16 protein-coding genes and 3 tRNA genes are annotated in these 21,231 nt (G+C 45.4%); 1 reads left to right on the forward strand and 18 read right to left on the reverse strand.

All coding sequences use genetic code 11. The features are described from left to right. Positions 1–103 precede the first annotated feature (103 nt). The 15 genes from MN210_RS11030 to MN210_RS11100 all read right to left on the reverse strand — a co-directional run bounded on the left by MN210_RS11030 (position 104) and on the right by MN210_RS11100 (position 14,290). The gene (locus MN210_RS11030; protein ID WP_255016700.1) at positions 104–676 is read right to left on the reverse strand and encodes a type IV pilin protein; all 573 of its coding nucleotides are present in this window, start codon (positions 674–676) and stop codon (positions 104–106) included. Continuing rightward, positions 669–1,562: a hypothetical protein gene (locus MN210_RS11035; RefSeq protein ID WP_338412217.1), complete on the reverse strand. Its 894-nt coding sequence runs from the start codon at positions 1,560–1,562 to the stop codon at positions 669–671. Before MN210_RS11035 ends, MN210_RS11030 begins: the two co-directional genes overlap by 8 nt. Next, the gene (locus MN210_RS11040) at positions 1,559–2,572 is read right to left on the reverse strand and encodes a prepilin-type N-terminal cleavage/methylation domain-containing protein (protein ID WP_110817008.1); all 1,014 of its coding nucleotides are present in this window, start codon (positions 2,570–2,572) and stop codon (positions 1,559–1,561) included. The genes MN210_RS11035 and MN210_RS11040 overlap by 4 nt, the downstream gene beginning before the upstream one ends. A gap of 3 nt (positions 2,573–2,575) precedes the next feature. Next, positions 2,576–3,118, reverse strand: a complete 543-nt coding sequence (locus MN210_RS11045) for a type IV pilus modification PilV family protein (RefSeq protein WP_241878574.1) — start codon at positions 3,116–3,118, stop codon at positions 2,576–2,578. Between the two features lie 34 nt (positions 3,119–3,152). Beyond that, the gene (locus tag MN210_RS11050; RefSeq protein WP_110817010.1) at positions 3,153–3,674 is read right to left on the reverse strand and encodes a type IV pilin protein; all 522 of its coding nucleotides are present in this window, start codon (positions 3,672–3,674) and stop codon (positions 3,153–3,155) included. A gap of 181 nt (positions 3,675–3,855) precedes the next feature. Then, on the reverse strand, positions 3,856–4,464 hold the full coding sequence (locus tag MN210_RS11055; protein WP_227535202.1) for a ComF family protein: 609 nt from the start codon (positions 4,462–4,464) through the stop codon (positions 3,856–3,858). A gap of 145 nt (positions 4,465–4,609) precedes the next feature. Beyond that, on the reverse strand, positions 4,610–5,911 hold the full coding sequence (locus MN210_RS11060) for a phospholipase A (protein ID WP_011961240.1): 1,302 nt from the start codon (positions 5,909–5,911) through the stop codon (positions 4,610–4,612). Between the two features lie 152 nt (positions 5,912–6,063). Beyond that, on the reverse strand, positions 6,064–6,681 hold the full coding sequence (locus MN210_RS11065) for a DUF3465 domain-containing protein (RefSeq protein ID WP_338412218.1): 618 nt from the start codon (positions 6,679–6,681) through the stop codon (positions 6,064–6,066). Positions 6,682–6,880: 199 nt separating this feature from the next. Next, complete coding sequence (locus MN210_RS11070; protein WP_338412219.1) at positions 6,881–9,184, reverse strand: cytochrome c biogenesis protein CcdA; 2,304 nt, start codon at positions 9,182–9,184, stop codon at positions 6,881–6,883. Between the two features lie 231 nt (positions 9,185–9,415). Further along, positions 9,416–10,450 (reverse strand): hypothetical protein, encoded by a 1,035-nt coding sequence (locus MN210_RS11075; protein ID WP_338412220.1) that lies wholly within the window; start codon positions 10,448–10,450, stop codon positions 9,416–9,418. Between the two features lie 248 nt (positions 10,451–10,698). Further along, positions 10,699–10,774: transfer RNA gene (locus MN210_RS11080), tRNA-His, on the reverse strand. A 56-nt stretch (positions 10,775–10,830) separates the two neighbouring features. Next, a tRNA-Arg gene (locus MN210_RS11085) sits at positions 10,831–10,907 on the reverse strand. A gap of 78 nt (positions 10,908–10,985) precedes the next feature. Next, a tRNA-Pro gene (locus tag MN210_RS11090) sits at positions 10,986–11,062 on the reverse strand. Between the two features lie 157 nt (positions 11,063–11,219). Beyond that, positions 11,220–12,737 (reverse strand): 5-methylcytosine restriction system specificity protein McrC, encoded by a 1,518-nt coding sequence (locus MN210_RS11095; RefSeq protein WP_338412221.1) that lies wholly within the window; start codon positions 12,735–12,737, stop codon positions 11,220–11,222. A gap of 107 nt (positions 12,738–12,844) precedes the next feature. Further along, a complete protein-coding gene (locus tag MN210_RS11100) occupies positions 12,845–14,290 on the reverse strand; it encodes an McrB family protein (RefSeq protein ID WP_241878589.1) in 1,446 nt (481 codons plus the stop codon). A 219-nt stretch (positions 14,291–14,509) separates the two neighbouring features. Here MN210_RS11100 and MN210_RS11105 point away from each other — a divergent pair, with 219 nt between their 5' ends. After that, positions 14,510–15,202, forward strand: coding sequence for a DUF4442 domain-containing protein (locus tag MN210_RS11105; protein ID WP_241878590.1), 693 nt, complete (start codon positions 14,510–14,512; stop codon positions 15,200–15,202). A 46-nt stretch (positions 15,203–15,248) separates the two neighbouring features. Here the strand turns inward: MN210_RS11105 and MN210_RS11110 are convergent, their stop codons facing one another. The 3 genes from MN210_RS11110 to rpoC form a co-directional block, all read right to left on the reverse strand. Then, positions 15,249–15,758 carry a DUF6586 family protein gene (locus MN210_RS11110; protein WP_011961247.1) on the reverse strand — a complete coding sequence of 170 codons (510 nt, stop codon included), beginning with the start codon at positions 15,756–15,758 and terminating at the stop codon, positions 15,249–15,251. A gap of 87 nt (positions 15,759–15,845) precedes the next feature. Continuing rightward, complete coding sequence (locus MN210_RS11115; RefSeq protein ID WP_241878591.1) at positions 15,846–16,517, reverse strand: hypothetical protein; 672 nt, start codon at positions 16,515–16,517, stop codon at positions 15,846–15,848. A gap of 446 nt (positions 16,518–16,963) precedes the next feature. Next, positions 16,964–21,184: a DNA-directed RNA polymerase subunit beta' gene (gene rpoC / locus MN210_RS11120; protein ID WP_011961249.1), complete on the reverse strand. Its 4,221-nt coding sequence runs from the start codon at positions 21,182–21,184 to the stop codon at positions 16,964–16,966. Positions 21,185–21,231: the final 47 nt, after the last annotated feature.

The raw sequence follows: 21,231 nt of genomic DNA on the forward strand, positions 1-21,231 counted from the left end.
ATTAAGTAAAAATAAACAATAACACAAAAAGCTATATTGCTAAACTTAAGTTGATAAATTTTTTAAAGCGTGCACCCTACCCTGTCTCCGCGCTTTCCTAATCCTACCAAGTTAAGCGGCAGTCTGCCTGACCTTGGGAGGTTATAAGTGCCACAGTCTGAGCGCTGGAGTAACGGCAGCGCTGATGAAGACTGTCCAAGTAATAGCTGTCTAAATGGGCATCGGTAAGCTCAAAAAAGTTAGCGTGTACATTGGGCACAACCCACATCTGCCATCCTTGTCCATTGGCCTGAAGATCAGTTAAGACAAACTGCCCAGTGGCATCGCTTAACCGAATTTCATAATGATGTGTCTTCTCATTTGAACCCAAAGGCAGATACAGCCGCTCTGCTAAGTTACTGGCCAATAAAGGCTGATTTGAGGAGAGCTGTAATGAGGATTGTGACAAACTAAAGCCTGCATAAGTCAAATACTTACCCCGCCACTTGGCCAAGTCATGGGCCAGCTGTAGCGCTTGCTGCTGCGCCTGCCATTGCACTTTTTGATTGAGATATTGCTGATAGCTGGGCAACAGTATGGCGGTTAATAGTGTCATCAGCGCCACTACGATAAGCAGCTCTATCAAGGTATACCCTAAGGGTCTGTTGAGACTTGATTTAAGCTGACTGCTACTCATTATTCACAGGCGTTTGATAAATATAAAGATAGTCTTGTACCTGTACATCATGAGGTGTCTTGGTTCTACTCAAACAGGCCATTTGGCTTTCTTGTTGCTGTGAGCTATGGCTTGAGTCATCAGCGGTGATCACTACCATAGACTTAGCCAAACAGTCATCTATTTGCTTTAATTTTGCAGAACTAAACACAGGCATGACCGAGGTCACATACACTCGGATCAAAGTCTGCTGCGGCACTGTATTGTCAGTTACAGAGCCATGATTTTGCACCACAGGATTTGTATGATGAGCAGGTTTAGGACTGCCTAAGGCATCGAGCACAATGGCCATACCATCTACCGCCCCGCTTATCGTATTATCAGCAGATTCTGATACCGCCATAATAGGCCGAGTAAAAGACAATTGAGTGGCAATCAGTTGGCGATCACTGGTGTAATGATTCATTTGTCGATTGGCAATATTACAATAGCCTTGTGGATTTATGATGCCACCTTGCACCCCAACACGCTTGTGCCGTGCGCTGCCCTCTAACCAAGACTTGTAACGCGTCGGCTGATAACACACCACGTATTCAGCCCAGCTGTGCTGATTGGCCTTAATAAAAGGCTGCTTGATCAGATAGCCCATAGGACCTTGCGGCGACATTAATTGCGCCAGATTATCAGGCTGATCGACCATCGTCTTTAGGTGTGCTAACGGTACATCTGATGCTTGAAACAGCAATCGATTGACCTGAGCGGCTGTTATGACCTCTAATGATGTTTGAGAGTTTTTTAAGGCAATAACACTGGCGGTAGAGAGTAATACTACCAGCATCAGCACAATCACAAGTACTGACCCTTGCTGCTGGTCACTCTGTGCGAACACCGATACTGGGAAGGTCATAATGACTCACGACTGTTTCTGAGCGCCACCACACTGGTCAATGAGCGGCGTAAATAACTGGGATGCTGGTGTCGAATGGTATGCGGTTTGCCTTGTAAATAAAACACACTTTTGCCCGGCATCGACTTCGCCTGTGCGGTACTGGCCCGGCTAATGATGCCAAGTTGCACCGATACGATGGGGGCGTGATATAAATACTCAGAGTGAGCATCCAAGGGACTACTTTGGGTCAAGTACTGCTCAATGGACATATAAGATACGCCTTGCTTTAATCTTACGCCAAGCTGCACGCCAAAATAATCCACCCGATTCATCAGCACTACCCCATTATCACCAAAATCTTTAATGTATAACTGATGCGCCTTGGCAGGGCTATTTCGAATGGCCGTTGGTAATTGATAGCGCCCTGCATCGCAGGCCAGAACGATTGCCAAGTCTTTGGTTTCATTGGCGGCACGCTGTCTATCGAATCGGGTAAAAAAACGCTCAATAATCATATCGCCTGGATGCACTTTTTTGCCCTCGCAGTCAAAGCTTGGAAAAGCAGCTTGGTACTGTATGGTTAGTTGATCACTGTTGGTCGGCGCAACCAAGTTACTGGGTCCTAGGTTGCTACGACTAAATAACTGTTCATTGAGATTGACCACGCCGCGAAGATTGCCCCATTTTTCAGATCCTCCTACAGCATTCAACGGAGCATTATCATAGGAGCCGGTCAACACTATGCCGGTCCATGCAGATGCTTGATGCATGGTCGAATGAGACCCTAAATTGGCCTTTCTAATGGTTTTATGAATCGCAGGCAATTGAAAGACGGCATCATCTTGTAGCTCAGAGACTGCTAACTGTATACGCTGCACCGCCAGACTATGAGCGAACAACTCAAATGCGGCGCCACTTACCACAAGCCCTAAAGTCAGTGCCAGCATAAGCTCAATCAAGCTAACCCCTTGTTGAGCGGTGATAGAGTCGAGCCCTATATGCTTGGGGTTGGGCGGTTTTGATGGCATGGATTAATAGGCCTCCATATACAAGCAATCCGACCCTACTCGATAATTGCCCTGAAGATGTAAGCAGCCGTCTAAGACCTCGCTGCTGACATATTCAGCCTGTGTTCCATGCCATGCAGCGACTAAGCAGTAGTTTTCAGTGGTGGACAACCGGCCAGGACAACCGAGCATGGCAAGTGTCATACCTTGCTGTTTGGCTTGTAGGCGTAATACCGCCACATCGTTTTGTACCACTTGAGTCGCATTACAGCCCGCTCTTACAGTGCAGCTGGTCATAGCTGGAATAGTGGCTGCATCAAACTGTAATTGATACGCCCTTAGTGCCACCCACCCCATATTAGTCCGAATACGCTCTGCAGCTTCCGTTAATATAACCAAAGCTTGTGTCCGCATCACCGCATCATCTACCGCTGCCAAAGATTGTGCCTGCAAACCAACATAACCGAGCGCTGCCACACTAAATAAAACTAGAGCCACTAACACTTCAATGAAAGCCATACCTTGTTGACTAGATACGGGTATATGCGTTGGTGGCCCACTTTGCATCGCTGTCTCTTCCTAAATCAGATGACGGAACGTCTTAAGGTATGGCTTGAACCCTACTACAGCTTTGCTGATGACACTGCTGACCCAAATAATTAAGGCTCAGTACACCATCTGACGCCATCTTGCCAGCTGCAGTTGGGGTGGCTATCAGCTGCCAGTGAGCAGAGGTGAGATACCCCTCATTGTCTAAGGGGGTGAGCGAAATTATATAAAGCGCTTGAGAGTTTTGTCTGTTACCGCTGTTGGGCTGCTGATGGGTATAGGGAAACTTCACCAGCAAAGCCTTGGATGCAGTACTGTTTTTATGATCAGGAGCATGGGTGCCCGCACTTTGTAACAGCAGTGCCATATGCACTTTTCGGTAATCCCCTTGAACCAGCTTGTGGTGCTGTAATTGCACCGCCAAACGCTGCAACTCTGACATCATCTTTAGGCGATTGGCTTTGATGTGGTGCTGCTGATAGGTGGGATAAACGGCAGTGGTCAATATTCCAATCAGGGTCATGACTATTAAAATGTCGATTAGCCCATAGCCTTGGATGCCATTGCTATGCATGCAACCTTCCACTTAACTTAAGTGTTAACTTAAATAAATACGCTAGAGCACTTGCTGCATCCAATTTTTAAACTCTATAATAAAAAAGTTAAATTTAACTTAACATCTTATAGTGACTATTAATAGATTTAATTGCACTTATTACCTAATTGAGCGAATTTTAGATTAAGATAACGATGCCCTAATGACCATGGCTGAGTGCATAAGCCATGATATGTGTCTCAGGGCAGGCCTGTTTGATAGTTACAGCTAAAGCAGTTAACGTCGCTGCGGTGGTGACCACGTCATCAAATAAAATAACGCGCCGAGTCGGTACCGCTTGAGTCACTTCAAAGGCATTAAGGATGTTTTGTTGACGCGATTGTCTATCAAGCCCTTGCTGACTACCGGCCTTATCAATACGGTGTATGCCCTGCCAAAGCGGAATTTTCCAGTGCCGTGATAAGTAATAAGCCAACACAGATAACGGACTAAACCCTCGGGTGGCCAAGCGATGCTTTGTGGTAGGTGTGGCAACAATCACACTGTTTGTACTGTGGCAGCCTTGTGGTCTTGGTAACTGACGAATAGCATGCACTAATATCGGCAGTGCGCTTAGCTGCTGCTTGTACTTAAATGCAATGAGTGCTGAGCGTAGGTAGCCCACGTGTGCAGCGGCAGGTTGAATAACGAAATGGTGGTTGGCGCCTAATTGCGTGACCGGTAGCTGCTGATGCAGCGCATCTGGCAACCAGCTGACATCATCATGGCACCACTGACAAAGCAAAGATGAAAAAAAAGAACGCCTCATAGGAAGGCGCTCTTTGGTTATTGCTCTACAATGGATATGGCACACACAGCAGGTTTGTTGAAAGTACTGTACCCGCCACATACCCAGTTGGTAGTAAGCGGGAATCATACGCGTGGGGCTTTGCCAAGTGAAGTGCAAGAAAGACTTACAGCCCTTTCCAATCGTTTAATGATAAACCCACACCCACAGCGGTTGTCTCATCATTATAGTCAATAATAGACTCACCATAACCGTGGAATACTTGGATAAAGGCGCGTACATCACGGGTAATCGGGTGAGTATAATCTAATTGAATCGCCCCTTTTTGTGTATCGAAGTTATAACGACCTGTTGCGGCTAATGTTTCACCTTTACCAAAGTCATAAAGGGTTTGGATTTCCCCATTACCATAGTAATCGGTAATGTCTGGGTTATCACCTCGTTTTCCCCCTGATTTTTTCTCTTTAATATGCGTCCAGACTTTCGGTATCACGCTAAGCTTACCCCACTCAGCACCCCCCATTAAATACAGACGATTCCATGAGCGCGATAATGGATCAGATTGTCCGTTTGAGTGGTGAATGGCACCGGCGCCTATCATACGCAAACGACCGTTAAACGGCAGATCGGCTTTTACTGGCTGAGTGATGAATATCTCAGGCATATAGTCGGTGGCTCTAAAAGGACGCGAGTTATCTTCATTATAGACTTGCCAATGCATTTGCTGGGTATAGCCAAACCACACATCTGCATTGGTATCAAAGACATCTTCAGCCACTTTTGTCTTTAAAGAAATTTGAGCTTTTAGCTCTAAAGGATCGTATTGATCGCCATAATCTTTGGCCGTTGGCTCAGGCTGAGTCGGTGATTTCGGATTACGGTTAGGATCATAATGAGCGTATAACGGCATTAAGTAAATGGGGTTATGGGGTCTTACTGTCCACGTACCATTTTCGCTATTTTTATCCAAATCATAAGCCAAGCTTAGGGTGGTATAGGGTGAAAAATCATCCACCGTTAACCCAGCTTTGGCCAACTTAAGGTTGCCAGAGGCAGTAGGCGCACCGACATCTATAATATCGCCCTCTGCCTCTTCAGCGAACTCACGCTTATCATTCTCATCAGCGAAGACGGCAGTGGGACGCAAGTCACTAAAAGTGGCCTTAACAGACTGCGCTAAATCAAGCGGTTTTTTCTCACGGCCTACAGTAATCGGATCCCCTGTGGTCACTTTGTCATAACAGGCCAAACGAGCGGCTGCTAATTTTAAATCTGAACACTTCAAAAAATCATCCACAGTCACCTGCTGATCCGCAGTTGACATAGACATAGAGGAGTCACTTTCAGCATGCGCAGCAGTCATAGCCAGCATTGGAGTACAGCAGGCTGCTGTAATAGAAAGCGCTAAAACTTTAAGAGTAGACGAAGGCTCTGCAAAGAGCTGGGTCGAAGGCCGCGAAGTTGTCATGCCTGTTCCTAATGAATATGGTAAAAATGCCATTATACTATTAAAAAAAACTCTAAACCAACTATATTATAAACAATACATTGCTACACAATAAAGACAGATTAATTAGGTAAGCAAAAAAATAAACCTGCTACATTTGGCAGGTTTAGAGGTTATTCGAAGCGATGATCGTTGTGTTCAATCCATCCATTTTGATGATTGGCAGCGGGATCAGCATGCGTCCAATGTACCACGCCCCCTTTCGGGTTATATTCGTATTGCCCATAAAAAAGTACATCATCGCCTACATTTAGCTTCCCAAGCTTAGGTGCTAAGTCAATATTATGCGCAATAAGTATGGTGTGTTGGGCATCCACCCCATCTAGCTGTACGATAAAGCGTTGATGACGACTGCCGTCATTGTCATCAGGCAAGATGGCTGTGACTTGACCACAACCTTTAACCTGTACTGAAGATTGCTGCGCATTAAACGCGTTGATAATCGAGCTATTGCGACACGACAAAGGCATAGCTAAATTATTGCCTGAGGCATTTGCACTATCTAGACTCTTAGAATCCAACTCTATCTCAATAGGGCTAATACTCACTATGCTGTCTTGCGTACCCAGCACTTCACCAGATTCAGGCTCACAGCCACTGAGCATAACTAAACCCAAAGCAAAGATTAGTAAGGCCGCAGGAAGCTTATGCTCTGAGCCAGAGGATGGGCGCGTGAGGTGTAATTTGCCACTACTTGCTAGCAAGCGGCGATGCTGTAAATAATTTTTCACACACTCTACCTACCTATGTTTTGATAAGTAATATAGTGTAATGTTATGTATTTATCAAGTAATAAACCAGCATAGGTATAGACAAAAATAGTTACAATTTGCGACTTATTGATTCCCTAAAAAAACAAGGCGCCTTAACAATAAGGCGCCTATTACTGATTAGTATCTCTTATTAATGACAGTCTGTCGACGTTAACGCTTAGAGCTTAGCCAAAGTCTGCTCAAATTCATCACGCTCTATGGTGCCCACCTGCTGAATTTGCAATTTACCATCCACAAAATATAGCAGTGCTGGCGGACCAAACAACTTAAGCTCCGATAAGATACGAGCAGACTCCGCATTACTCTCAGTCACATCCAGTCGTACCAATTGCCACTGTTGCATGGCAGCTGGACGGTTGGTAAACAGAGTCTTGTCCATAATGCGGCATTCGATACACCACTCTGCAGTGACATCTACCAAGACCTTAGGATTATTTTGTACCAAAGGAATTAATGCATCTAAGCTATTAATATGCACATCTTTAATACTTTGTGCGGCGGCTGGTACCCCATACCCACCATCTGCAGCGGCGCTCTGTGTCTGCACTGTCGCCATGACTGGCATAGGCGTCTTTTGTGATAACACTTTTAGCGGCTGCCAAGCATCGTTACTGCCGGCGGCGGCACCCACCAAAGTTGCACCTGCCCATAATCCAAATAATAGGGCAAGTGGCTTGGTCAATAGCTCACCGCGGCCATGCCAGCTCCAAGCCCAGGCTGCCACCACCATAAACCATAACGCCCACAGCAGCAGCATGCCAGGATGGATAATCACCCGCTCAACCAACAACAAAGCCACTGCAAATAGCAATAAAGCAAAACCTTGCTTAACCCAGTTCATCCACTCACCCGCTTTGGGCATTAAGTTGCCTTGGCTGATGCCCAGCAGCATTAATGGTGCCGACAAACCAAAGCCCAGCATAAATAAAGCAGCAAAGCCCAGTAGTGGATTGCCGATAGTAGAGACCGCGAGCAATGCACCAAATAAGGGCGCTGATACACAAGGCGATACCACCAAGGCAGACAGCAGGCCTGCAATAAAGCTGCCTGTGCTACTGCCCAGATACTTATCTCCGGACTGACTCAATGTTTGGGTTTTTTGACGTAACACGCTGGGTAGGCTAAAGCTTATGACATCAAGCATATACAAGGCAAGTAGTACAAATACTGCGGCAAAACCCAATAAGATTACCGGATTTTGTAACCAGCCGATAATGCCCAGCTGTTGACCAAATATGGCAATGATTGCACCCAAAATCCCATAAGCAACCGCCACACCTAAAGCGTAACTGCCACTCAGCATAAGCCCTTTTTTAGCAGTGGGCTTGTGCTGACGGGCAACAATATTACTGACAATGGGCAGCATCGGCAGTACACAAGGGGTGAATGCCAGACCTAAGCCTGCCAAAAATAGTAAACCCAGCGCCAGCCATGGATGTTCGCTAAGACCAAAAGGATCTTGATCCACCACCCCATCGCCGACCAATGCGGCACTCACATTAGTTGTATTTGCATCGGCATCTGCACTACCTTCAGCACTGGCAGCGGCTGAATAAGTCAGGCTCTCATCTTCAGCTACAGCCTTATCCGTAGCAGGGGCAACCAAATCGGTATTCATCACGCTGCCATCTTTTAGCTCACTGGGATCTGACTGGTTGCCCGCCAACTGATCTGGCGGCGTGGCTTCAGCTTGGACTTGATTATTTGGCGCGCTAGATTCAGCCACTGCTGCAGAGGTAGCGGCGGCCGCTTGAGCCACTTGAGGTGTGATTTGCGCTTTGGTGGTAGCCGGCACCTTACTACTCTGTGCAGGCTCGATGGCTACTTTGTCAACCTTAGGAGCCGCTTTGGCAGCGACAGTCGGCGGCAGATTTATGCTTAATATTTCTTTTTGCGGAGGATAGCAAAGACCGGCATCAGCACAGCCTTGCCAAGTAACTATGACATCGTCATTGATAGCCGCAGCAGTCGTATTGGTCAACGTCGCCGTCGCCATTACTTGAGGCTGCTTAAACACCTGAACCTTACCAAAAGTGGGGTCATCTATGCTTTGCGGGACGTGCGAAAACTTTATGGCACTGGCGCTCACCCCTTCAGGTAACTTTAAGCCGAGCTTGTCTTTATAAAGATAGTGCTTGGGTGTGATGTTCAAGGCAATGGTAATTTTATTGCCGCTTTGACTGGGCTTTACCGAAAATGCTTGCTCCACTTTCAAGAATTTTTGCTGACCAGACTCCACTTCAGCACTGCCAAATAAATCCCCCAAGCTTGCTGCCTGCGCAGGCAAGGCAGCCGTCAGGGTTAATCCAGCCAGACTTAACCCAAAAGCTAATGAGGCGGTTTTGATTTTTTGACCTATTGGCTTGGCGGGTTTTATACCTGCTAAATACCCAGGCTCTGAGTCTGAGCTTTTAAGTTTTAAGCATTGTGCTTGCATCTTTGTTGCCACTTGATCTGCCATAAAAGCCTTATTTATTTCTACTGAGTTTTTTATCACTATCACTTAACGCTTAAAGCGGCCTGTTGCTATATCTAGGCCCTTAAATGATAAGTCATGACAGTCTATTTGCTTGGAGTTCAATATCTAGACACAAACCCTAATTTATTGTAAAGATAACTTGCGACTGTAGACCATTTAACTTACTACACAATATAAATTTGTATAACAAATATTACGAGCGTGCTGCCCACCTTAGTCCTTTTTACCAAAGCTACCCGGAAAGTCTTGGAGTATTACCCTATCTGGCATTTCAGGCATGATGCCACGGCTTAATAATAGATCTAAGTGATCAATTTGCTGTTTTTTGTCAAACTCATTGACCTCAGCTATCAGCATTTTTTCGATATATTTATCTAGCTGATAGCAGCTCAAGCGGGCACACAATACGGCCAACTGATAAATACGGCGCTTACAGTGCACATCAATGCTGTGTAATAAGCGTACCAATTTGGCAGTATCCAGCGAGGCATAGTCATAGTCTGCTACCGTATCACTTGGTAAAGGCGTAACCCCGTAAGCAATGGATAAATGTGCCAGGTAATAACAGCAAAACAGATAACCTAAAACATGACCAATAAAATAGGCTCGATCATAAGTATAGCTCATCACCCCAAAGTGACTGAGTACGTAGCTATTTAGGCTGCCTTGATCAGCAACGCTATCGTTATCTCTTAATCTACCCACTGTTGGCAGCTTTAAATGGTTTTTATTGACTGACGTCAGCTGCCAACCTACAGGATTCTGGGCGGGCATGGAATAAACAATATCAGCTATCAAGTCATCAACAATGTGCAGCTGCTGCCACATCATATCGGTCTTATCCAAATCAATTAAACCACGCTGATCTAACGCACGCGCCATTTGAAACTGCTGATATTCAATGAATTGCGGCTTTAGGGCTTGTACCATATAAGTGGGACGTAGTTCAGGCTTAACGGTATAAAAAAACTCAGTACGCTTAAGCTGTTGTTGATACAGCTCAACACGCAGCTGAGCTACTTTTTCAAGCTCTTTGGGCTGTATGGCGTTATTGATAGGTAAAGCGTCTACCTGATATAACGCCAAAAGCTCTGCCTTACTAGCAGGGGGCTTTATTACCGCATCAGCGACACCAAGCTGCTCGTCATCGGCAATAACGGGCGCTTGTTTGGCTTCTTGTTTTGACTCATTATTGGCTTCAGCGCCTGATGCTTTTTGCACCGTAATCGTAACTGAAGATTGGGGCATAATTTTATCTCAAATGCTTGATAGATGGGGTTATCATAGCACTATTGCCAAATTGCAGCATCCTTGTTTAGCGAAATGCAAACAAAGCGAATGAACTAAAATTGGGGGATACAAACACAAAAAAACCAATCAAGACGTAGGTCAGATTAGTGAGTTTTTAATACGATTGAAGTGTTTATAACAGAATATAACGAGGGATTTTTTAACTAAAATAGAATCATGCACAGATGAGAGAAGATAAGAAATAATGGGGCGACTGATGGGACTCGAACCCACGACAACCGAGATCACAACCCGGGGCTCTACCAACTGAGCTACAGCCGCCATAATCAACACAGAGTGTATTGAGAAGTGCAGTACTTAACTTCTACAGGCGTAAATGGTGCGCCTGGCAGGATTCGAACCTGCGACCACCTGCTTAGAAGGCAGATGCTCTATCCAACTGAGCTACAGGCGCTCATGGTGCTGACACTCTTACAAAAAAGACTGTCTTATTTAAAGCATAAAAAAAAGCCTGTAAGGCTCTATTAAAAAGTGGTCGGAGTGATAGGATTCGAACCTACGACCCTCTGGTCCCAAACCAGATGCGCTACCAAACTGCGCCACACTCCGATATCTTACTTTTTTATTTACGATTTTGATAATCATCATTGACTGTTAATCAACTCTGTCATCGCTATCGAGGTGCATATAATAGGATGAAACCTTAATTCTGTCAACACTTTTTTTCAATTTATTTTCAAAAAGTGTCATTCCTATTATAAAGCGATCAAATCAGTATCACACCTTGCTGAACATCAAACGGTATCACGCTCATTTGCGTGCTATTTAATGCCGGTTTAGCATCATCCTGATTAGGGTGCCTATTCTCGTTCAAATTACTTAAAACGTCAAGCCTTTGGTTAAAATTTTTATTTTTGGGATAAATAAGCCAAGCTTGCGGCCTATTTAGATAGTGCTGATACACATAAAGCTGCTGCCAATCACTGCCACTCACCTGCTGTACTGTGCTCAAAGCTTTATATTTTATATCAATAACATGGGTTATCTTAGCACGGCTGTCATAAATACAGGCATCAGGCTGCAACCTTTGAACCAGATGATAAGCCGCTGTAGGTTTTCCACAGACGAAGGCTAAGTGGTTTGAATCCTCTAAGTGGGCATACAACCACTCAAAACTTGGCTGCACAATCAGCCGGCTTCCAGGCAAGGTTTGCTGTACCCAAACAGAGAGCTTACCGAGTACCCAGCGCTCAAATGCAAATTGCATATTGATCATTAAAGCAGCGGTTGGCAATAAGCTAGTGCTATTGCGAGCACTTGGGTCAGGCGGCTGACTTTGTAAGTTATGAGACAACAGCCACCACGCCCAATCAAGCGCCTGTGTTAACAGCTGAGCCTGTCTTGTACCAAGCGTGGCACGCCATGTTAATGCTTCAGACTGCAGCGCTTTATAAGTCGGCAACCATTGATCGCCAGCAAGTGCTTTTAGCTGCTGCAAAGCTATTGGTGTGGCAGAGTGTGGGCTATGATTTAGATGCTGCTGCCTATGACTGTGGGCACTGACTGCATAATTGCTGTCTACTTGAGACGGATGCAGGAGATAACGCAGCTGCTGCCAAGCCGTGAATAAGAATTGTGCCAAGCGTTTGTCAGTATCAAAAACAGTCTGCTCACTGTACAAATAATGCGGCCGATGCCAGTTGTTTTTTAACTGGGCAGACATCTTTATTTTGCCTTGGGCCTTGGGCTGATTTTGGCTTTTGCTCTGATAGCGACTGGGCAGAATATCCGCCCCTTGCCTTAGCTGCATTTCAGCTTTTTTTAATACACCTTCATACCAAGGTCTATTGCCCTTAAAATGGCTGTTTTGATTTGATGACGAGCCTGCCCCTACAATGAGAGGCGGTGACGGCAAAAAGGCCGCTTGGTACCGCTGATTAACGACACCCATACTCAATGCAGATAGAGGTTTAGCTAAGCCATCACTAGCCAAATCTGCGAGCATCTGTGCCACCCAGGCACGTGCTTCAGCCAACGCTTGTGACGTCGCCTGATCTTGTGTCTGACTCAGCGCTGTTACTTTGGGCAAAATCTCCAGACAAGCACCGCTGGGCAAGACTAGTTGTGCCAGATAATGACCCACAACCAGACTCATTTCGCCTCGGCTAACTTCAATACGAAAGCAAGGCAACGCTTGCTCAATAAGATATCTAAAGTCACCGGGAGATTCAAAATCCGCTATCGTCAGCCTTTGATGCTCCAAGCAGCTTATCACTGCTTTCACTCGACTATTCACCCTACTCAACCCTATTCACCCTAGGCCGGTTAGCAGAAGACTGCTTGGAGACGCTGGGTGCTAAGCTTGGGGGAACACTGTCTTTGTTTGGCCAGCTAGCGGGCGTCATAGGGGTCTTCACTTGAGACACTGTATAGCTGCTGATATGGCGCTGCTGTGAGATAAATAGATTGTGATTCGAGGCTTAAACTTGGGTTTTCCGCCACCGCCACAAAGGCTTGTGCAAATAAGCCAGATTCGGCCGAATGGCGCTGCTCATAAGCCTCAGCAGCAAAGAGGCTTGCATGAGGTTCATCTGCAGCATAGTTGAGCGCATCTGGGTGATACAGTAAGCTATAGGACACAGAGTTATCACCATACAAGCTCTGATGTAGGCTCTGTAGTAGATACGCCTCACCTCTATGTAAGCTAATAAAGGCCATGATTTGTGGCACAATCTGGCGATACAAACGCTTAGCAAGCTGGCGTATGTCATCAATACCCATGAAATAGGACTGCCCTAATTGTGCTTGCTCACCGCACAAGGCGGTTAATCGCTGATTTATACTCAGCATCATTTGTGCTAAATCAACCTCTTTTCCTGCATCATCTTTTAATACGCTAAGCAAGCTGGCATCCGGATAGCAAGTGACAAAATCAAAGCGGCGCCTAAAGGCCATATCAAGCACAGCGAGCGAATGATCTTGGGTATTCATAGTGGCATAGATATCTACGTTGCTGGGCACCATAAACTGCCTTCCTGAGTAGGCCAGACGCACACTCATAGGGGTTGCCCCGCCCGCACGTTTGCTCGGCTCAATCACGCTCATAAGCTCACCAAACACCTGCGCTGTATTGGCCCGATTTATCTCATCGATAAGCATTGCGTAACGGTGCTCAGGGTCACTTGCCGCCTTAGCACACAGCGCCAAGAATGCCCCTTGCTGAATCTCATATTGCATCTGACCGGTCTGTGCATTGATACGCGGCCGAATGCCTTCCACAAATTCATCATAACCATAAGACTGATGGAAACTGACTAGGCAGCTACGGCTAACTGTATGCGTCTGATGATAATGCTGGCGTGCACTGTCATCATATAACGACAGTAACTCAGACAGCTGCTCCGTTAAAATAGGTTTTAGCTCATCGAGCAAATACCACTGGCTCGTTTCGGTCTTATCGAAGTAATAATTGGCTGAGCGCTGGGCGCTATTGACTGTGGTTGAGTCAGGATGGGTGTGCGTGTTGAGCTGTACCCATAAGGTCTGATTGATGTTTTCATTGCGCTTATTGGCTGCTGCCTTATCGATAATCAGCGGATGCTGCATCATCTCTGGAACGGTCATCAGCCGATCTTCGAGCAGCAGTACCGCACAGACCACATCACACCAGCCATAATGACTGATCTGCTGTACGCGCCAACTGTCCCAGCAGACCGCGATGCTGTCATCATAGCGCTTTTGTAACTCAACCAAACGGTAGGTCTTACCTGTCCCAGCGACGCCAGTAAAAATCACGTTGGTCGGCTCAGTGGGCAGTGCAGCTATTGGGGCATTCAAAATATCTTTCACTCACTATCAGATGTCGGTATTTGCGTTGTATATTAAGCCATATCTCAATGCCGTAGCACAATGGTCCTGCTAATTACTTAATCGGCAACCTATTTTTGTGAACTGACTGTCACCTAGAGTTGGTGAAGCGCTTTGCTATAATAAAACACAAGGTATAACACCACAGTTGTCTATCATGACAACATTCGATGAATGAAAGGACGCGTTATGAGTCAGTTAGGAAGTTTATTACAGCAAGCCACAAGCCTTAGCAAAAGCGCGGGCAAAGTTGCCACAAAAGCGGCCACTCGCCTAAATCTGCCATTACAAGGTGCTCAATTAAAAGCTACTGAGACGTCGCATCAACCTTTAGATGTGAACAACCCTTTTACCAAAATCCTAAAAACAGTTCAGCGGTTTCCTGACAGCACTCAGTCTTTTGTATTAACCAAAGTCTTTAGTAAGATTGTACCCTATGTGGGCACCACAGGTATTGTCTATGAAACAGTCACGCCCAATAAATTGGTCGTCAGCTTAAACAATAAAAAAGGCGTGCAAAACCACATTGGCACGGTGCACGCTGTGGCAGTAACTTTATTGGCAGAGACTGCCACAGGGTTTATATTAGGAGTGAACTTGCCGTCAGATAGAGTGCTCTTGGTCAAATCTTACGAGGTAAATTTCTATCGCCCTATTAAGACAGGTCAAATTGCCGCCATTGCCACTTTAAGCGACGAGCAGCGCCAATATATATTGGACAATGCCAAAGGTGAAATGGTCATTCCTTGTGTGATTGAAGACCGTCAATCAGATAGCGAACGCGCCCCGATTACTGTTGAGATGACCTGGGCGTGGATTCCTAAATCCGAGCTAAAGCAGCGCCGTGAAGGTAAAGATAACAGTAACTCTACTACAAAATAATGCGCCACTTGATCGATTTAGCTGAATAAGCCGGCAGGTTAACGGGCTAATACTCCACCATTCCGCCGCGCATCTCATCGATCAAGCTCATAAACTCGCCTCGCCACTCGCGAATGGTCTGCTCATCAGGCAGCCACTGGTTGGACAAGGTCACCACATTGACGATTAAATCATGAGTTGAGGTGTCCATACCCGTGCTGTCTGGGGCCGGAGCATACTGACAGCGCTGATAAGCTTTAGTGATATTAGCCAGTACGCCCGACTCAAGTGACAGCTTAATACGCTGTAGCTCAGGAGATATTAAGGTTTTGTTGTGCAGAGCCTTCTCAATATACTCAATACTCGGGGCACTGGTATCCAAATTATAAAAATAGGCCAACTCTTGTAAAAAGGCCAATAGTGCGCCTTGCAAATGAAATATCGCAGTCTCACAGTGCGCCTGATACAGCTGCTTATCAGTGGTCTCTCCAGCCTGTTTACAAGCCAATCTACAAAAATAGAACTTTTGGTTGGTGCGGTCTGCTTGATAGCGCGCCACTCTGCCCTTGTCTGCCATAATCATCCCCAGTTGGCACTTATTTAAAACATAACTGTAGCATAAAAAATACTATTGCAGCAGACAGTTAAACGCACTCAAGATTCATTATTTACTCGGAAAATCATAGCTCTTATAAATCTCTAGCACACCCTTTTCTTTGTCAATAAACAGTCTTTGAATCCCAAACCCACGATTTATCATGTCTGGGTTTTTATGGTAAATATCAATGGTTTTGGCCGCTTTAAAGTCAGATGAATAACTGTTTACGCCTCTGTTTTGCATCAACGGCTTTAGCTCACTGCCATTAATACGATAAGCAATCACCGCCGAGTTGGGAATAAATGATTGTTTTGAGCCTAATCGGCTACCCTCAGGAATCTTGACATAGCCATCGGTCAACAGTAAACGCTCTAAGTCAAAGCTATATTTGTCTACCTTAAAATCAGTACGTACTTTAGGGTCGGTATACCAGCGGTAATTGTATAAATCCACACCGCGATTGAGCTGCTTGTATAAATGATCAGTGATACCTTTGTAGCTGTCTGCCTTCATTTTAAGAGCTTTGCCATCATACGTGACGCTAAACCCTGGACAGCTAATGCTAAAGCTTGGATCAGCATCTTTATTCAGATCGCCCATACTCACGGTCTTTGAGCGATTTGGCACACTGCTGGCAACTTTCCAATTGGCATTAACATCTAAGCCATCTTTCATCGACATGAGCATGATATTTAGACTATCACAATCTGGCACCGTCTCTGAGGCGTAAGCTGGCATACTCAAAGCTAAGGATACAGCGGATGTTATTAATATAATTTTTTTCATAACCGCCTCAAAATAAAATCAAACATAATCAAAATTGCTAATTATCCAAAACTATAGGGTATAAAAATTTATCAAACAACAGCTTATCGAGCATCTGTCTATTTATTCAATCTATTTATTCAATGCCTATCACTAGGCTAACCATAACTTTAACTCAGTCCACAATTTTAACTCAGTAACCATACAGACACCTTAACCTAGTCGTCATTTTGGTTAATATTCTAAAAGCTAGCTTACACTGATAAAGGTTAATTAATAGTCAATCAAGCTTGGTTTATATATTTTGAGTGGATTAAGTCACTATAGCATAATTTTTAGGCACAAAAAAAGCCGGCATAGCGCCAGCTTTTTTTATCTCATAACAGTATGCTTGAAGCTCATTTAATAGCAGCTTTGGCCTATTTGTCTTGACTCAACTCTTGAGCAAACGCTTCATCGAAGCTTCTGAAGTCTTGAGCTGAGGTCGTGGCTTCGATATCAAAAGCGGCATCTAGAGCACTTTCAACATCATAAGCAGGTTTGCCTTCTTTGGCTTTTTTGCGCGCCGCATGATAAGCAAGACCTGTACCCGCTGGGATCAGACGACCCACAACCACGTTTTCTTTTAGACCACGTAGCTCATCAACTTTACCCTCAACAGCAGCAGCAGTTAATACGCGTGTGGTTTCCTGGAACGAAGCCGCTGAGATGAAGCTTTCAGTTGCCAAGCTGGCTTTGGTGATACCCAATAACTGACGTTCAAACTGTACTGGGAATTTATCTTCAGCAAGCAGTTTTTCGTTAGTGGCTTTCACATCAGCGTATTCCACCTGATCGCCCTTGAAGTAGTTTGAATCACCGGCATCAGTAATTTCTACTTTACGCAACATCTGACGGATAATCACTTCAATGTGCTTATCGTTAATCTTAACGCCCTGCAAGCGGTATACATCCTGCACTTCATCCACAATGTAGTTAGCCAGCGCAGTTTCGCCTTGTAGACGTAAGATGTCATGCGGATTTAATGGGCCATCTGCAATAACTTCACCACGGGCAACTGTTTCGTTCTCGAACACGTTGATTTGGCGCCATTTTGGAATCAGCTCTTCATGTACTTCGCCATCTTCATTAGTGATGATGAAGCGGTTCTTACCTTTAGTTGATGAGCCGAAGCTTACCACACCTGACATCTCTGCCATGATGGCATGATCTTTCGGACGACGTGCTTCGAACAAGTCAGCAACACGTGGTAGACCACCGGTAATATCTTTGGTACCTGACGTGGCTTGTGGTACACGGCCTAATACCGAACCTGCTGTCACTTCTTCGCCATCAGAAACACGGATAATGGTCTCAGCAGGTAAGAAGTAAACCACTTCTTTACCGCCCGTAGTATCTAGAATAATCGCTGGACGTAAGTCTTTTGAGTTACTTGGACGGTCTTTTGAACCCAAGATTTCAAACGAGCTCATACCGGTTGCTTCATCAATCTTAACGGTGGCAGTTGAGCCATCGATAATGTCGCTGAAACGTGCCTTACCCGCGAATTCTGTGATAATTGGGTGCGTGTGCGGATCCCATTTAGCAATCGCTTGTCCGCTTTCAACTTCATCACCGTCTTTCACCAGTACGCTTGAACCATAAGGAACTTTATAGCGCTCACGCTCACGGCCAACATCATCAGCAATACCGATTTCAGCTGAACGCGATACGATAACTAAGTGACCATCCACGTGGTCCACCGTCTTCATGTTATGGAAGCGGATGAAACCTGTGTTGCGGGCAGAGATGCTATTGTCTACTGAAGTAGAACTTGCGGCACCACCCACGTGGAACGTACGCATGGTTAACTGAGTACCTGGCTCACCGATTGACTGAGCGGCCATAACACCCACAGACTCACCAATATTCACTTTGTGACCACGTGCCAAGTCACGGCCATAACACTGAGCACACACACCGTGTGGTACATCACAAGTAATGACTGAGCGTACCCATACTTCATCGATACCATTGTCATCAATAACCGTTACGCCATGCTCATCAATCAGCGTACCTGCGGCTAATAACACCTCATCTTCACGGCTCATCACATCACGAGCAACCACACGACCTAGAACACGGTCACCTAGTTTCTCAATAATTTCACCGCCTTGAATGTGTGGTGTCATGCGAACGCCTTTTTCGGTACCACAATCGTTCTCAGTGATTACCAAATCTTGCGCCACGTCAACCAGACGACGAGTCAAGTAACCCGAGTTGGCTGTCTTAAGTGCCGTATCGGCAAGACCTTTACGCGCACCGTGGGTCGAGATGAAGTACTGAAGAACCGATAGACCTTCACGGAAGTTGGCCTTAATCGGGGTTTCAATAATAGAGCCATCTGGCTTAGCCATTAGACCACGCATACCGGCCAACTGACGAATCTGCGCCGCACTACCACGAGCACCAGAGTCTGACATGATGAAGATAGAGTTGAATGATTTTTGCTCTTCTTCTTCACCTTGTGCGTTGATAACGATATCAGTCGCCAAGTTATCCATCATCGCTTTAGCCACTTTGTCGTTGGTACGTGACCAGATATCGACAACTTTGTTGTAGCGCTCACCAGCGGTTACGAAACCTTGCTCAAACTGTTGTTCGATTTCACGAACCTCAGCATCAGCCGCTTCGATAAGCTCTTTTTTCATTGGCGGGATAACCATATCCTCGATACCAATAGACACACCTGATAGGGTTGCTTGAGCAAAACCTAGGTACATTAATTGGTCAGCGAAGATAACACTTTCTTTCACGCCGCGCGTACGGTAGCAAGAGTTCATTAGTTTTGAGATGTTTTTCTTAGTCATCTCAACGTTACACTCAGCAAAACGCATACCTTTTGGCATGACATTCCAGATAAGTAGACGACCGGCCACAGTTTCTTGCAGCGTGGTTTGTTTGGTCGAGTTACCCTCTTCATCAAAGATGGTCTCAGTCACACGTACTTTAATTTTGGCGTTTACATGTAAGTCGTTTGAACCAATAGCGCGTAATGCTTCGTTAACGGTCGCAAAGATCATGCCTTCGCCTTTAGCGTTAACTGCTGAACGGCTGATATAGTACAGACCCAGTACAACGTCTTGTGATGGCACAATAATCGGATCACCGTTAGCAGGTGATAGGATGTTGTTGGTTGACATCATCAACGTACGGGCTTCTAGCTGTGCTTCTAGAGTCAATGGCACGTGTACTGCCATTTGGTCACCGTCGAAGTCAGCGTTGAACGCGGTACATACCAGCGGATGCAGCTGAATGGCTTTACCTTCAATTAGTACAGGCTCAAATGCTTGAAGACCCAATCTGTGTAGCGTTGGCGCACGGTTTAGTAATACTGGATGCTCACGGATAACCATGGCCAGCATATCCCAAACTTGTGGCTCTTCACGCTCTACCATCTTCTTCGCTTGTTTGATGGTTGTTGCCATGCCGTGTGACAATAGTTTTGAGTAAGTAAATGGCTTGAATAGCTCAAGTGCCATTTTCTTAGGCAGACCACACTGATGTAGACGCAGTGTTGGACCAACAACAATCACCGAACGGCCAGAGTAGTCAACACGCTTACCTAGTAAGTTTTGACGGAAACGACCTTGCTTACCTTTAATCATGTCAGCAAGCGATTTTAATGGACGCTTGTTGCTGCCCGTGATGGCACGGCCACGACGACCGTTATCAAGTAGCGCATCCACTGACTCTTGTAGCATACGTTTTTCGTTACGTACGATAATGTCAGGGGCGTTAAGCTCTAATAGACGCTTTAAACGGTTGTTACGGTTAATCACACGGCGATATAAGTCGTTTAGATCTGAGGTCGCAAAACGGCCGCCTTCTAGCGGTACTAGAGGACGTAAATCTGGTGGTAGTACGGGCAAAATGCTCATAACCATCCACTCAGGCTTGTTATTAGAGTCACGGAAAGCTTCTAATAATTTTAGACGCTTAGACATCTTTTTAAGCTTGGTTTCAGAACCAGTATTTGGAATCGCTTCACGTAGATCATCAATTTCTAAATCGATATCGATATCTTTTAACAGATCTTGAACCGCTTCAGCACCCATTTTAGCGATGAACTCATCACCAAATTCTTCTAATGCTTTGTAGTAGTCTTCATCATCAAGAAGCTGATACTTCTCTAAAGACGTCATGCCAGGATCGGTTACCACATAGCTTTCAAAATACAATACGCGCTCGATATCACGTAGTGTCATATCAAGTAATAAACCGATGCGGCTTGGTAATGACTTTAAGAACCAAATGTGCGCAACAGGGCTGGCAAGATCGATGTGGCCCATGCGGTCACGACGAACTTTGGCAGTGGTCACTTCTACGCCACATTTTTCACAGATTACGCCTTGGAATTTGCGGCGCTTGTACTTACCACATAAACATTCAAAGTCTTTTACTGGACCAAAGATTTTGGCACAGAATAGACCGTCACGCTCAGGCTTAAAGGTACGGTAGTTAATGGTTTCTGGTTTTTTTACTTCACCATGTGACCATGATTTAATAGTCTCGGGAGCTGCCAATGTAATCTGAATGCTATCAAATTCACGTTTGCCGTTGTCGGCAGGGCTTTTCATAATATCGAGTAAATCTTTCAAGTTGCTTCTCCGTTATATGTGTTCACAGTATCTGGGTCAGATTAATA

The organism is Psychrobacter raelei, from assembly GCF_022631235.3.
GTDB classification, from domain to species: Bacteria; Pseudomonadota; Gammaproteobacteria; order Pseudomonadales; family Moraxellaceae; genus Psychrobacter; species Psychrobacter raelei.

Excerpts from the sequence above, each read along its gene's own strand:
- MN210_RS11030 (WP_255016700.1), bottom strand. The coding sequence starts at position 676 with ATGAGTAGCAGTCAGCTTAAATCAAGTCTCAACAGACCCTTAGGGTAT.
- MN210_RS11035 (WP_338412217.1), bottom strand. The coding sequence starts at position 1,562 with ATGACCTTCCCAGTATCGGTGTTCGCACAGAGTGACCAGCAGCAAGGG.
- MN210_RS11040 (WP_110817008.1), bottom strand. The coding sequence starts at position 2,572 with ATGCCATCAAAACCGCCCAACCCCAAGCATATAGGGCTCGACTCTATC.
- MN210_RS11045 (WP_241878574.1), bottom strand. The coding sequence starts at position 3,118 with ATGCAAAGTGGGCCACCAACGCATATACCCGTATCTAGTCAACAAGGT.
- MN210_RS11050 (WP_110817010.1), bottom strand. The coding sequence starts at position 3,674 with ATGCATAGCAATGGCATCCAAGGCTATGGGCTAATCGACATTTTAATA.
- MN210_RS11055 (WP_227535202.1), bottom strand. The coding sequence starts at position 4,464 with ATGAGGCGTTCTTTTTTTTCATCTTTGCTTTGTCAGTGGTGCCATGAT.
- MN210_RS11060 (WP_011961240.1), bottom strand. The coding sequence starts at position 5,911 with ATGACAACTTCGCGGCCTTCGACCCAGCTCTTTGCAGAGCCTTCGTCT.
- MN210_RS11070 (WP_338412219.1), bottom strand. The coding sequence starts at position 9,184 with ATGGCAGATCAAGTGGCAACAAAGATGCAAGCACAATGCTTAAAACTT.
- MN210_RS11075 (WP_338412220.1), bottom strand. The coding sequence starts at position 10,450 with ATGCCCCAATCTTCAGTTACGATTACGGTGCAAAAAGCATCAGGCGCT.
- MN210_RS11105 (WP_241878590.1), top strand. The coding sequence starts at position 14,510 with ATGAGTCAGTTAGGAAGTTTATTACAGCAAGCCACAAGCCTTAGCAAA.
- MN210_RS11110 (WP_011961247.1), bottom strand. The coding sequence starts at position 15,758 with ATGGCAGACAAGGGCAGAGTGGCGCGCTATCAAGCAGACCGCACCAAC.
- MN210_RS11115 (WP_241878591.1), bottom strand. The coding sequence starts at position 16,517 with ATGCCAGCTTACGCCTCAGAGACGGTGCCAGATTGTGATAGTCTAAAT.